This is a genomic window from Actinophytocola sp. NPDC049390 (assembly GCF_044466355.1).
GTDB lineage: Bacteria > Actinomycetota > Actinomycetes > Mycobacteriales > Pseudonocardiaceae > Actinophytocola.
The window spans coordinates 115,804-129,207 of the sequence record NZ_JBITMQ010000002.1 but is presented as its reverse complement, the minus strand read 5'-3'; the positions used below and the strand labels follow the sequence as shown (position 1 = coordinate 129,207).

The window sequence follows — 13,404 nt, the reverse complement described above, 5'->3', positions numbered from 1 at the left end:
AGAATCCTCTGTGCCTGACCGAGCTTGATCACCGGTCGGATCGGGACGTTCCGTGTCCCGAAAGCGTCTTTCAGGGCGTTGGGCGGAGGATGGCCACCAGGAAGTCCGCGTCCGTCGTGAACGGGCGCAGGTCCCACGTCGACAGCAGCAGGTCCGGCTCCAGACCGGCGGTCCTCGCGTCGGCCAGGAACTCGTCGAACTCGTAGCCCCGGCCCGCGCCGAACCCGACCGCCGCCCGGCCGTCGTCGCGGACGTGCGCCCGGAACCGGCGGAGCACCTCGCCCCGCGTGCTCGGGGCCAGGAACGTCATCACGTTCCCCGCGCACACGATCGCGTCGAACCGCTCCCGCAGGTCGAGCTCGGCCAGGTCACCAACCAGCCACCGCGGGCCGGGGTGGTCCTCCTCCGCGGCCTTGATCAGCGTCGGGTCGACGTCCACACCGACCACGTCGTGACCGGCCGCCGCCAGCGCACCGCCCACCCGGCCAGGGCCGCAGCCCGCGTCCAGGATGCGGGCGCCGCGCCCGACCATGGCGTCCACCAACCGGGCCTCCCCGGCCAGGTCGTCACCGTTGCGGGCCATCGTCCGGAACCGCTCGACGTACCAGGTGGAATGGCCAGGATCGGCCTCGACCTTCCGCATCCACATGCTCTGCTCGACCATGCCGCCATTATCCGCCGACGGCCTCCGCCCGAAAATCGTGGACCGAGCGTGTCGATTCCGTCGCGGCCCGTTCGACGACCTGGTGAAGGCACCCGACACCGCTGGGAAGGAACCGTCACCATGACCGCCACGCTCGACACCACCGCCACCACCGCCACCACCCCGGTCGTCACCAGGCTTCAGGCCCCTGTCCTCGCCGCCACCCGCGTCGTCGTCTCGTTCCTCTTCGTCCTCCACGGGTTCGTCGGCCTGTTCGGTGCGTTCGGCGGCACCGACGGCATGGGTGGCACCGTCCCGTTCCTCAGCTGGCCCGGCTGGTGGGGATCGGTCATCCACCTCGTCGCGGGCGCGTTCGTCCTGGTCGGCCTCTACACCCGGCCCGCGGCCCTGCTGTGCTCCGGCTCGATGGCCTACGCCTACTTCGTCGTCCACCAACCCATCGCGCTGCTGCCGATCCCCAACGGCGGCGAGCCCGCCGCACTGTTCGCATGGATCTTCCTGCTGATCGGCGTCCTCGGACCGGGCGCGTTCGCGCTCGACCGGCTGCGCCGCCGCTGACCACGCGCGGGACGGGCCGGGTGACGAAGCTGTCACCCGGCCCGTCCCGTTTGGGCCAGTCGGCGGAACACGCACCGACACCGTGACGCCGAAAACCGGAAACTCTCCCACGAATCTCCCAGGTGCACCGGTTCTCCCTCACCATCAGACGGTCGTATCCGACGGTTCGGGGTCTGTTCCGGAGGTGTTGGATGGGGGTACTGGTACTGGGCTGCCCCGTGGTCGCCCGGAATCACCTGGTCCTGCGGCCGTCCCGGCGCAGCGCGAGCGTCCTGCTCGGGGTGTTCGCGCTGCGACCCAACCGGCGACTGGCCGTCGACTGGCTCGTCGGCGCGCTGTGGCCGCACCGCCCACCACCGTCCGCCGCCGCCAACCTCCGCACCCACATCGCCGAACTGCGCAGGCTGCTCCGCGCCGGCGACGGACCCCGCATCGAGACCACCGACGACGGCTACCGCCTCGCCGCCGATCCGTCCCACGTGGACGCCTCGTGGTTCCTGCAACTGTTGCGGGAAGGCAGGAACAGCCGCGCCGACGGCGACGACGCGCGCGCCGCGGCCCTGCTGACCGAGGCACTCAGCCTCTGGCGCGGCCCCCTGCTCGAAGGCATTCCCGTGCCCGCCGCGGTGCAGCCGCAGGCCACGCTCCTCGACGAGGAACGCCTGTCCGCCGTCGAGGAACTCGTCGACGTCCGGCTCGACCTCGGCCAGCACCGCGCACTCGTGCCCGAGCTCAAGGCACTCGTACGCGAACACCCGCTGCGTGAACGGCTCTGGCACCAGCTCCTGCTCGCCCTCGCCGCCGCCGGCCGTCGCAGCGAGGTCGTGGACAGCTACCGGCGGCTCGTCCACCTGCTCCACACCGAGCTGGGGGTGCGGCCCAGCCAGGCCGTCACCGACCTGCACGACCTGGTCCGCAGGGGTGGATGAGGCGTGTGTGCGCGGACGTGTGCGGGTTCGTGTGCGACCGGTTCCTACTGTCGCCTGACCCGACCAGAAAGGAGAAACACATGGCACACGGGGCAGTCCTCGACGCGGAGGAGATCGTGACGCGGTGGCTGGAGGGCATCGACCTGCCCGGCATGGAGAACCCGGCCGGACCGGTGTTCGCCAGCGGTGAGTTCGCGGAGGGCGACATCGTCGCCTGCGACCCGCCCGGCAGCCGCTGTTCGTCGTGCACGGCGTCCGCCAACGTCTACTGCTGCTGACGGGGCCGACGGTGACTGACGAGGCCGGTGACCTGGACCGCACGCTGGACTGGCTTGTCGACCCCGCGCTGGACCGGCTCGCCCGCCGGCTCGCCCGGGTCGCCGGGCTCGTCGCCACCGAGACCGCCGCCGTGCTCGACGCGACCAAGGTCGCGCTGCGGGACTCGTTGCGGCGCAAGGTGAACCGCGTGCTCGTGCTCGAACTCAACGCCGCCAGGATGACGGGCAGGCTCACCGCACCCGACCCGCGCGGCCGCTGGACCGAGTTCGTCGACACGGCCGCCTACGAGGGGTTCTGGCACCGGCTCCACGGCCGCTACCCGGGCCTCGTCGACCGCCTGCACGTCGTCGTCGACAACCGGTGCGCCGCCGCGGGCGACTTCGCCGCACGGTTCGCCGCCGACCGCGCCGACCTGCGTGCCCTCCTCGACGCCGACCCCGGCGAGCTGCGCAAGGCCGACATCGGCGCGGGCGACAGCCACCGCGGCGGGCACGCCGTCACCGCCGTGCACTGCGCGGGCGGCACCGTCATGTACAAGCCGCGACCCACCGCCGTCGACGCCCGGCTCGCCGAACTCGTGGCGGCCCTGACCGACGGCCCCGACGCCATCCGCGTGCCGCGCGTGCTGGTCCGCGACACCTACGGCTGGGCCGAACACGTCACCCACCGCCACTGCGCCGACGACACCGAACTACGCGCCTTCTACCGCGGCCTCGGGCACTGGCTCGCCGTGATGCGCCTGGTCGCCGGCACCGACCTGCACGCCGAGAACATCATCGCCGCGGGCCCCGTGCCCGTCGTCGTCGACTGCGAGAGCGTCTTCACGCCCCGGCCCCCGTTCCCGCCCACCGGCGCGGGTGAGGCCACCGACATCGCCGCCGAACTGCTCAACGGCACCGTCCTGCGCACGGGCCTGCTGCCCGGCCGCGGCGCCGGTCTCGCGTGGCGCGGCGTCGACGGGTCCGGCATGGGCATGCTCCCCGGCGAACAACCCGAGATCGGGCTGCCCGACCTCGACGGCGCGGGCACCGACACCGCCCGCATCGTGATCCGGCCACAGCCGCTCCCGCCCGCCGAGAACCTGCCCAGCCCCCGGCCGCAACTGCACCGCTACTGGGGCGAGGTGCTCACCGGGTTCGAGGAGATGGCCGACCGGATCACCGCGCTCGACCACGCAGGCGGACTCGAACCCCTGCTGTCCGCGTTCGCCGACTGCGTCGTCCGTGTCGTCGTCCGGGACTCCGAGGCTTACGCCGAACTCGCCAGGATGCTGTGGCACCCCGTCGGCCTGCACGACCCCAGCGCGGCCGAGGACAAGGCCGTCGCGCTGCTCGCCCAGCACTCCGCCAACACCCGCGGCCCCGCCGGGACCGACGTCCACCGCGCGGAGGTCGCCGACCTGTGGGCGGGCGACATCCCCGTGTTCACCTCCACCCCCGCCGAAGGGTGGCTGCACACCCCCGCGGGCACCGTCTGCGGACCACGCACCGACCAGATCACGCTCGCGCTCGACCGCTGGCGCACCGGCGACCTCGACCTCGAACGCCGCGTCACCCGCGCCGCACTCGTCAGCGCCTACCTCAACCAGGGCACCGAACCCGACCTGCACCGGATGCCCCCGGCCGAACCCGACACCCGTGACCTCGACCGCCGACGCCGCGCCCTCGCCGCCGGACTCGTCCGCGAACTCGCCGCCCACGCCGTACGCGGCGACGATGGCACCGCCACCTGGTTCGCGCCGGTGCTCGTCAGGTCCGGGTGGCAGACCACACCGCTCCCGCCCGACCTGTACGGCGGCACCCTCGGCGTCGCACTCCTCCTCGCCGGCTACCGCACCGAGGTCACCGCGGGCCGAGCCGACGAGGTCCCGGAACTGGCCGGGCTCCTCGACGGCACGCTCGCGACCGCCCGCCGCACCCAGCGGTACTGGCTCGACCAGGCCACGACCACCAAACGCAGACCCGACCCGGTGGGCGGCTACATCGGCCTCGGCTCCCAGATCTGGTGCTGGCTGGCCCTCGACCACCTCACCGAAGCGCTCGAACTCGCCGACCAGGTGCCCGCGGCGCTCGACGCCAGCGAGGCACCGGACATCGTCACCGGCACCGCGGGTGTGATCGTGCCGCTGCTCGCGCTCGCCCGCCGCACCGGCGACGACCGGTGGACCGACCTCGCGGTGCGGGCGGGCGACCGCCTCGCCGCCGAAGCGCTCCGCCCCGCCGACGGCCACGCCTGCTGGCCCGTCCTCAACTGGCGCGACGGCATCGGCGGCTTCGGCCACGGCGCCACCGGCATCGCCTGGGCCCTCGCCCGTCTCGCCGAAGCCACCGGCGACACCCGGCACGACAAACTCGTCGCCGCCGCCCTTGCCTACGAGAACACCTGGTACGACGCAGAACAGGGTGGCTGGCGCGACCCCCGCGACCCGGACAACCTCGTCGCCGCCTGGTGCCACGGCGCCGTCGGCGTCGGCCTCGCGGCCGCCGACCTGCACGCGGACGACCTCCTGGCACGCGCCGTCGCGGCAACCGAACACGGCGGGCTCGGCTGGACCCACACCCTCTGCCACGGCGACACCGGCGCCTGGGAACTCCTCGCCGCGGCCCGCCCCGCCGACCGCACCGAACTCACCGCGACGGTGGTGACCAGCCTGGAGAACAACGGCCTCACCACCGGACTCGCCCGCGACGTGTACTCGCCCAGCATGCTGTCCGGCTCCGGCGGCATCGCCTACCAACTGCTGCGCATGCACCCCGACTGCACACTGCCGTCCGTGCTGCTGCCCGGCGACCCGGAGACACGATGACCGAGAACGGCACGCGCGAAAGACCCCGCCCCGGAGGCGCCGTGACTGGACCTGCCCCGCGCGAAGGCGTCTCGGAGGCACCCCGGCGGCAGACCACTGATCTCACCGGCGACTCGCACGCGGCCCGACTGAACACCGCCGCCCGAACCGCTGTCCGGCAAACCGACGCCACGCTGATGCGGCCCACCCACCCGGAGGCACGGTGACCGAAACCGACCCCCGCGAAGGCGCGCTGCAGACCCCGCACTGGCAGCTCGACCAGGAAGCGGGCCGCGACGTGCCCCGCCGGGTCGTGCGCGGGCTGCCCGCCGTCACCTGGCCCGTCCTGAAGATGATCTGGCAGGCCGCGCCCCGGTCCGCGGCCGCCGTCGCGGTCATGCAGGTCGTCTCCGGGCTCGCGGCCGCGTTCGGCCTGTTCGCCACCAGCGAGGTGCTCACCGAACTGCTCGCGAGCGGGCCGACCGCCGACCGGCTCGTCGCCGCCCTGCCCGGGCTGCTGCTCGTCGGCGGTGCGTTCGCGGCACGCGGCGCCATGGACGTCGGCGTCGCGCTCGCCCACGCCCGCATCACCCCGTCGGTCCGCCGCCTGGCCGAGGAACGGCTCTACGCCGCCAGCCTCGACGCCGACCTCGCCGCATTCGACGACGCCCGCTTCCACGACCGCATGCACCGCGCCCGCGACCGCGGCCTGTTCTACCTCGAACGCGCCACCAACAACCTCATCGAGCTGATCGGGTCGATCCTCGGGATCGCCGCCGCGGCCAGCAGCCTGAGCGTCCTGCACCCCCTGCTGCTGCCCGTGCTGGTCCTCGCCGTGCTGCCCGACGCGTGGGCCGTGCAGCGGTCCGCCATGCTCGCCTACGCCAGCGTCGCCCGCGCCGTCACCCTCGACCGGCGCGTCCAGATGGTCTCCGAACTCGCCACCGAACGCGAACCCGCCGCCGAGATCCGCGCCTGCCAGGCCGAACCGTTCGTGCTGCACGAATACCGGCTCGTCGCCGACCCCCTGCGCGACGAGGACGTCCGCCGCGGCGTCGCACAGGCCCGGGTCCGCGGCGTCGGCCGGGCACTCACCGGCGTCGGGCTCGCCGTCACCTACGTCGTCCTCGGCCTCCTCGTGCACGCCGGGTGGGTGCCGCTCGCGGTCGCGGGCACCGCCGTCATCGCGATCCGCGTCGCGACGACCGCGCTCAACCGGCTCGTGCTCGCCGCCAACCAGCTCATCGAGCAGGGCATGTACGTCAACGACTACCTCGCCTTCCTCGACGAGGCCACCGCGCCCGCCACCCCACCCGCCGGGGACGACGTGACCGACCCCGAACGCATCCACGTCGACCACGTCAGCTTCGCCTACCCCGAAAGCCCCGGCCGCGCGCTGGCCCTGCGCGACGTCACGTTCACCGTCGAACGCGGCCAGACCATCGCGCTCGTGGGGGAGAACGGCTCCGGCAAGACCACGCTCGCGAAGCTCATCGCCGGCCTCTACGCACCCACGTCCGGACACGTCCGCTGGGACGGCCGCGACCTCCGCGAACTCGACCGCGCCGCCGTAGCCCGCCGCGTCATGATGGTGCTGCAGGACCCCGTCCGGTGGCCGCACACCGCATGGGCCAACATCCGCGTCGGCAGGCACGACCGCACCGACCCCGGCGGCCTCGCACTGCGCGACGCCGCCGGGCAGTCCGGCGCCGACCACGTCGTCGGCAGGCTCCCCGACGGCTGGAACACGTTGCTGTCCAAGCAGTTCCGCGGCGGCGTCGAACTGTCCGGCGGCCAGTGGCAGCGCCTCGCCGTGGCCCGCGGCCTCTACCGCGACGCGCCACTGCTGATCTGGGACGAACCCACCGCACCCCTCGACGCCAAGGCCGAGTTCGCCGTCTACGAGTCGCTGCGGATGCTCGCCCGCGAGCGGACCGTCGTGCTGATCACCCACCGGCTCGCCAGCGTCCGCCACGCCGACCGGATCTTCCTGATGCACGACGGAGAACTGGCCGAGCAGGGCACCCACGAGGACCTCATGCGGCTGCGCGGCCGGTACGCCGAACTGTACGAACTGCAGGCCCGCATGCACTCGGTGACCGCCGATGCTTGACCTCGTCCACCCCGGCGACGACCGGTACGACCTGTCCCGCAACCAGTTCATCGGCCGCCCCGACGAGACACTGCCCCGCGCCGTCGCCCGCTGTGCGGGCCCGGCACACGTGGTCGAGGCACTCGCCGTGGCACGGCAACGGGACTGGCCGTTCGCCATCCGCGGCGGCGGCCACAGCAACGCATGCCACTCCGCGTCCGACGGCCTCGTGCTCGACCTGACCCCCGCCGACTCGATCACCGTCGACGGCACCCGCGTGACCGTCGGCGCCGGTGTGCGGGTCGGACAGCTCGCCGCCGCGCTGGCACCGGGGGAGCGGCTCGTCCCCGCCGGGTCCTGCCCGTCGGTCGGGCTCGTCGGCACCGCACTGGGCGGCGGATTCGGCGCCCACGGCAGACTCCACGGACTCACCTGCGACCGGCTGCTGTCCGCCGAGGTCGTGCTCGCCGACGGCCAGGTCGTGCACGTCGACGCCGACCACGAACCCGACCTGTTCTGGGCGCTGCGCGGCGCGGGCGGCGGCAACTTCGGTGTCGTCACCGCCGCCACCTTCGCCACCGCGCCGTCGACACCACGCACCCACGTCCGCCACATCTGGGACCTCACCGCCGCGCCCGCGCTCCTGCGGCACTGGCTCGAGTGGACGCCTCCCGACGACGTGTCCGTCGAACTCGTGCTCGTCTGCGGTGACCAGCTCGACGAGGACCCCGAGGTCATGCTCGTCGGCACCCTCGCGGATCCGGCAGACCTCGCGGACCTGCTCGACCGGGCGGGTGAACCGCGGCGCTCCGACGTCACGCGGCTCGGCGCCGCCGACGCCGCACTCCTGCACGCCACCCCCGCGTCCGCCGTCGCCCACGACCCCGTCGCCATCCCCCTCACCCAGCACCGGCCCGGCATGATGAGCGCCAAGACCGAGTTCTTCGCCCGTGCTCTGCCCGCCCATGCGATCGCGGACCTCGTCACCCACTTCGCGGCCGACCGCGTGTTCGGCGAGTTCCGGCAGGTCGCGTTCACGCCCTGGCGCGGCGCCTACGGCCGCGTGCGGCCCGAGGACACCGCGTTCGTCCACCGCGACGCCGACTACCTCGTCAAGCACACGGTGATCCTCGGCCCGAACGGCGCCGCCCGCCGCGGCGGCGAGGCCCTGGACTGGCTCGCCCGCAGCTGGCAGGTGATCCACCCGTGGGGGACCGGCGGCGCCTACCCCAACTTCCCCGACCCGGCACTCACGGACTGGATGACCGCCTACCACGGTGCCAACGCCGACCGCCTCCGCACGGTCAAGGAGAAGTACGACCCGGACGGGTTCTTCCGGTTCGCGCAGTCGATCCGGTAACGAGGTGGCCGCGGTGGTGGTGCCGCGGCCACCTCGTTCTGTCACACGACCGTGCAGGGGTTCCCGCCCGGGTTGCCGGGCTTGGCCTCCACGTTCGCCTTCGCCTCACCGATCACCAGGTCGGTGAGCAGCGTGTCCAGCACGACCGCCTGCTGCGTCACGCTCGTCGCGGTCGTCGTGGTGCTGTTGAGCCGCAACGAACCGATCACCAGCGGGATCGTCAACGGCGCACTGCCCACCGTCACCGACACCCCGTTGATCTTCAGGCTGGCGATGGTGGACGAACCGGTGAACTGGGGCGCCAGCCCACCCGGCCCAGCGACGCACTCCGCCTTCGCCGACGAGCTGATCACCCCGAGCTCGATGGTGACCAGCGTCGCCGTCACCTTCGTGGAGTCCACCCGCGCGGCCGCCGTCGACGCGTCACCGGCCGCCGGTGGCGACCCGGTCAGCGTGTCCGGCGTCTGGTCGGTCGTCGCCTCCAGCACGTTCGCCCGCACGGTCAGGATGCCCGCGTTCAGGTTCACGTCCGCCACCTGCTCGTGGTCGTCGACGCACGGCACGTCCGGCGGGTTGGCCCGCGCCACGACGATCCCCGCCAGGTTCAGCGCGGTCGCCTGGCACGAGAACACCCCGGACCGTTCCGCCGTCCGGATCCGCAGGTCCGACAGCACCGGGCTGGTGCCGTCCGGGCCCGCGGTCAACGTCGCCCGCGCCTCGATGTACCGGCCGGTCAGCGAGAACAGCGCGCCGTTGCCCACCGGGACGAACGACTCGCCCGCCAGCCCGGCCTCCGTGTCGGCCGCACGGGCCTCGACGGTGATGCTCGTGCCCGGCGGGACGCTGCCCTGCGCCTCGGTGTTCCAGGTGACGCGGCCCCACGTCTGACCCGCGACGCCACCGTCCTGCACCACCGACCACGTGCCGACCGGTGCCGTGACCTCGCCCAGCACCGAACCGGTCATGTCGCTGTAGTTGTACGGCGCGGCACCGGCCCCGAGGTCCACGGTCAGGTCGACCGCACCCACCGGGAACCCGCCACCGCCGACCGGACCGGCGTCCGGGTCGATCCGCATGGCGTTGTTCGTGTTCAGGTTCGCCACCCAGATCTTGCCGTTGGTGTCCACCGCGACACCGGTGGGCCCGGCGCCGCCCGGCAGCGTCACGTTGCCGACGAACGTGCCGTCGGTGCGCAGGTGACCGACCGTGGTCTGCCCGCCGCCGAGGATCGAGTGCGCGACCCACACGTTGCCGTCCCGGTCCACCGCGACGCCCTGGGCGAAGGTGTTGCCGTGCGGGAAGGAGCCGAGCACGTCGCCCGTGGCCGGATCCAGCTCCACCACCAGGCCCCGGTTGACCGTGGTGTGCCAGACGTGACCGGTGTTCGGGTCGAGGCCGAGCCCGTAGTCGCCGTGCGAGAGGTCCAGGCAGGCGCCGCTGCCGCCGCCCGGCTCGTAGCGCAGCAGGTTGGTGCCGTAGCGGGCGGACCACAGCGTGCCAGCCTGGTCCACCAGGCCGCCGTAGCCACCGCACCCGAGGTCGAAGCGGGTGCCCGGCACCGGGGCGCCGGTCGCGCCGGACACCTTCTCGTGCTCGGTGTCCGCGCCGCCCGTCCACACGTCGTTGTTCGCGTCGACCGCGACGGTGCGGGTGTTGGTGCCCGCGACCCTGGTGTAGTTGATCAGGCACTCGTCGGCCGCGGTCGCCACTCCGCCGTCGTTGTCGACGCCGCCCGCGTTGGTCCACGGCCGGATGTCGCCGAGCCCGCGCGAGGTGGCGATCAGCCCGTCGCCGTCGCGGTCCTGGCACGTGTTGTAGGCGAACGGCCCGGCGAGGTAGTCGCCCGCCGGGTTGGCGGAGCCGTCCCCGTTCACCCGCGTGCCACCGACCACGACGCCCACCCGGGTGATCGAGCCGTCGGGGTTGCCGTCACCGTCGACGTCCGAGGACTCGGCCCGGTTGGACAACCACGTGTTGCCCAGCCGGTCCACCGTGGTGCGGGAGGGATCCCGGCCACGCCCGGACGGTGCGGAGAACCACTCGCCGACCGTCTCGCCCGTGTTCACGTCGATCCGCACCATCGTGCCGCGGGCGGACGCCGCGATGTTGACGTACGGGAAGAAAACGTCCGCCTTGTCGAGCTGCTGCTGGTCGTTGTTCGGGGCGTCGTGGTTCACGTCCTGCAGGACGCCCTCGTCGAAGTGTTCGTCCAGTGTGTACAGGACGTTCGTGCCGGCCACCACCGCCTCGGCCGGTGTGGCGAGCACGACCGGCGTGATGGGTACCAGAACGGCGGCGGAGACGGCGGCCGACAATCGGGTACGTCTTCGGGTGGTTTTCTGTCGTGTACGAGTGTGCATCTGCTCCCTTTCGGCAATAGGGACAACAGGTCCTTTCCTGCGTCGTTCCGGGAGCACGTAGGCGTTACGGGCGAGAACCGTGCGTTTCGCACGGGTGCGGTTCGTCCTTCAGGGTCAACAGAAATCTCGACCATGGGGTCGACCTGCCGATTTTCCGCTGACTTCCGCGCTGGATTGTCGTCGGCGCCTGCAATCTTTCCGCCTCTTGGCGCAAAGTTGTCGGACGGAGTATTCCGGAATGCCGGTCTCGGTGGGTTTTGTCCGCGAAGATGTGCCGGTTCAACCCAGTCCGATCGGCCGGGCGGGTGAAAAAGCCGGGTGGCTGCTTCCGCCGCGTCGCGGAAGCAGCCACCCGGGGTCGTACCGTCAGCCGATGCCCTGGTGCACCGCGGTCATCAGCTCACCGTCCGGCGTGTCGCCGTCCATCGACCAGATCATCGCGCCGCCGAGCCCGTGGTCGCTGATCCACGCGGTCTTGCGGGCGATCTCGGTCGGGTCGTCGAACGTCCAGAACGTGGACCCGTTGAACAGCCACGCATGCCCGGACTGCGCGTCCCGGTGCAGCGTGTAACCGCTGCCCAGCAACGGTTTGATCATCTTGTAGTCGTTGATCCCGGCCTCGTACCGCCCCGGCGCCGGCCCGGACGCGTTCTGGTGCAAACCGTTGTTCGCGTTCGTCACCCCGGTCCAGCCGCGGCTGTAGAACGGGACACCGAGCACGAGCCGGTCCGCTGGCGCGCCGCCACCGAGCCACGCGTTCACCGCGATCTCGACGCTGAACGGCTTCGGACCGGGGTCACCGGCGGGCAACCGCAGCGCGGACTGGTTGTTGGTGACCGGCTCCCACGCCCCGTGCAGGTCGTAACCCTGCAGCGTGCCGAAGTCGAGGTAGTCGAAGATCCGGCCGGCCTCGAAGCCCGCGGTCACCTTGTCCGGATCGGCGGGCAGGAACGCGGTCAGCTCGTAGTGCTCGCCGGTGGTGGCGCCGTACGCGTCGAGCTGACGACGCCACTCCTGCAGCAGGAGCGTGAAGTTCTGCTTGTCCTCCGGCCGGATGACGTTGCCGGTGTTGCCTTCGCTGCCCGGCCACTCCCAGTCGATGTCGATGCCGTCGAACACCCCGGCCGCGGCCCCCGGCCCGCCCTGCGGCTCCCCGCCCAGCTGCGGCAGGTTCCCCTTGATCCACATGTCGAGGCACGAGGACACGTGGGCCTGCCGGGAGGCGGCGGTCAGCGCCGCGTTGGAGAAGTACTTCGACCAGGTCCAGCCGCCGAGGGAGAGGTTGACCTTCAGGTGCGGGTACTTCGCCTTGAGCTGCTTGAGCTGGTTGAGGTTGCCCGCCAGCGGCTGGTTGTAGACGTCGGCCTGGCCGCTCACCGTCTGGTCGGCCGTGAACCGCCGCTGGTAGTCCGCCCACGCGTCGCCCTGCCCGAGCTGGTTGGCCTGGAAGCAACGACCCGACGAGTCGATGTTGCCGAACGCGTAGTTGATGTGCGTCAGCTTCGCGGCCGAGCCGGAGGTGTCGAGGTTCTTCACGAAGTAGGCGCGGTCGTAGATGCTCCACTGGGTGAAGTAACCGACCTTCCGCTTCCCGCCGGGGCCCGGAGTCCCCTGCTCGTCGGTGGTCGCGGACACCGGCGCGCTCAACGGTGACACGTTGCCTGCCGCGTCGCGCGCCCGGACCTGGAACGTGTAGGTGGTGTTCGGCTGCAACCCGCCGACCGTGAACGCGGTCGAGGGCGTGCTGCCGACCTGGGCGCTGCCCTGGAAGACGTCGTAGGCGGTGACCCCGGTGTTGTCCTGGGCCGCCTCCCAGGCGAGGGGGACGGTGGTGCTGGTCGGGTCACCCGCGCTCAGCCCACCCGGGGTGGTCGGCGCCTCGGTGTCGGGGCCACCCGGGGACCCGTCGCAGGGGCTGCCGTTGACGGTGCAGTTCAACGGCGACCCGGAACCGGTGCCGTTGAACCCGAACGCGGTCGAGGCGCCGGGCGCGACGGACCCGTTGTAGGAGCGGTTGACGAAGCGGTAGTGGTCGCCGGTGCGGGTCATGTCGGCTTCCCACGTGGAGCCGATGCTGGTGCCCGCGGGCATGTCGAACTCGACGGTCCAGCCGGACAGGGCGGTGTCCCCGGCCGTGACGACGACCTGCCCGGTGAATCCCGTGCCCCAGTCGGAGACCCGGGAGAAGGTGGCGGTCGGATTCGTGGCGGCGTGGGCGGTGGTGGGGACAGTGGCGGGGACGGTCAGCGCGAGGGTTGCCGCGAAGAGGAAGGCGCCTAGACGTCTGTGTCTGGGAGACATCGAACTCCTCCGGTTGTGAGCAGGGTGCTCTAACGGTGTGGTCTAGACCATGGCAAACTCAAGGTCTAGACCACGC

At 72.2% G+C, this 13,404-nt stretch carries 9 protein-coding genes; 6 read left to right on the top strand and 3 right to left on the bottom strand.

The features are described 5' to 3' along the window. Positions 1-70: 70 nt before the first annotated feature. The gene (locus tag ACIBVP_RS06895; protein ID WP_396105055.1) at positions 71-664 is read right to left on the bottom strand and encodes a class I SAM-dependent methyltransferase; all 594 of its coding nucleotides are present in this window, start codon (positions 662-664) and stop codon (positions 71-73) included. A gap of 120 nt (positions 665-784) precedes the next feature. On the opposite strand from ACIBVP_RS06895, the gene ACIBVP_RS06890 reads away from it, so the two are divergent. The 6 genes from ACIBVP_RS06890 (at position 785) to ACIBVP_RS06865 (ending at position 8,667) form a co-directional block, all read left to right on the top strand. After that, complete coding sequence (locus ACIBVP_RS06890) at positions 785-1,222, top strand: DoxX family protein (protein WP_396105054.1); 438 nt, start codon at positions 785-787, stop codon at positions 1,220-1,222. A 191-nt stretch (positions 1,223-1,413) separates the two neighbouring features. Next, positions 1,414-2,151, top strand: a complete 738-nt coding sequence (locus tag ACIBVP_RS06885; RefSeq protein WP_396105053.1) for a BTAD domain-containing putative transcriptional regulator — start codon at positions 1,414-1,416, stop codon at positions 2,149-2,151. Between the two features lie 80 nt (positions 2,152-2,231). Beyond that, entirely contained in the window at positions 2,232-2,429 is a 198-nt protein-coding gene (locus tag ACIBVP_RS06880; RefSeq protein ID WP_396105052.1) for a DUF6229 family protein, read from the top strand. An 11-nt stretch (positions 2,430-2,440) separates the two neighbouring features. Then, positions 2,441-5,236 (top strand): type 2 lanthipeptide synthetase LanM family protein, encoded by a 2,796-nt coding sequence (locus ACIBVP_RS06875; protein WP_396105051.1) that lies wholly within the window; start codon positions 2,441-2,443, stop codon positions 5,234-5,236. Positions 5,237-5,438: 202 nt separating this feature from the next. Further along, positions 5,439-7,328 carry an ABC transporter ATP-binding protein gene (locus ACIBVP_RS06870; RefSeq protein WP_396105050.1) on the top strand — a complete coding sequence of 630 codons (1,890 nt, stop codon included), beginning with the start codon at positions 5,439-5,441 and terminating at the stop codon, positions 7,326-7,328. Beyond that, on the top strand, positions 7,321-8,667 hold the full coding sequence (locus tag ACIBVP_RS06865) for an FAD-binding oxidoreductase (protein ID WP_396105049.1): 1,347 nt from the start codon (positions 7,321-7,323) through the stop codon (positions 8,665-8,667). Before ACIBVP_RS06870 ends, ACIBVP_RS06865 begins: the two co-directional genes overlap by 8 nt. Before the next feature lie 41 nt (positions 8,668-8,708). Here the strand turns inward: ACIBVP_RS06865 and ACIBVP_RS06860 are convergent, their stop codons facing one another. Beyond that, a complete protein-coding gene (locus ACIBVP_RS06860; protein ID WP_396105048.1) occupies positions 8,709-10,934 on the bottom strand; it encodes a hypothetical protein in 2,226 nt (741 codons plus the stop codon). A 459-nt stretch (positions 10,935-11,393) separates the two neighbouring features. Beyond that, positions 11,394-13,328: a glycosyl hydrolase family 18 protein gene (locus tag ACIBVP_RS06855; protein WP_396105047.1), complete on the bottom strand. Its 1,935-nt coding sequence runs from the start codon at positions 13,326-13,328 to the stop codon at positions 11,394-11,396. Positions 13,329-13,404 lie beyond the last annotated feature (76 nt).

Coding starts and splice junctions, on each gene's coding strand:
- ACIBVP_RS06855 (WP_396105047.1), bottom strand. CDS start 13,328: ATGTCTCCCAGACACAGACGTCTAGGCGCCTTCCTCTTCGCGGCAACC.
- ACIBVP_RS06865 (WP_396105049.1), top strand. CDS start 7,321: ATGCTTGACCTCGTCCACCCCGGCGACGACCGGTACGACCTGTCCCGC.
- ACIBVP_RS06885 (WP_396105053.1), top strand. CDS start 1,414: ATGGGGGTACTGGTACTGGGCTGCCCCGTGGTCGCCCGGAATCACCTG.
- ACIBVP_RS06880 (WP_396105052.1), top strand. CDS start 2,232: ATGGCACACGGGGCAGTCCTCGACGCGGAGGAGATCGTGACGCGGTGG.
- ACIBVP_RS06890 (WP_396105054.1), top strand. CDS start 785: ATGACCGCCACGCTCGACACCACCGCCACCACCGCCACCACCCCGGTC.
- ACIBVP_RS06895 (WP_396105055.1), bottom strand. CDS start 664: ATGGTCGAGCAGAGCATGTGGATGCGGAAGGTCGAGGCCGATCCTGGC.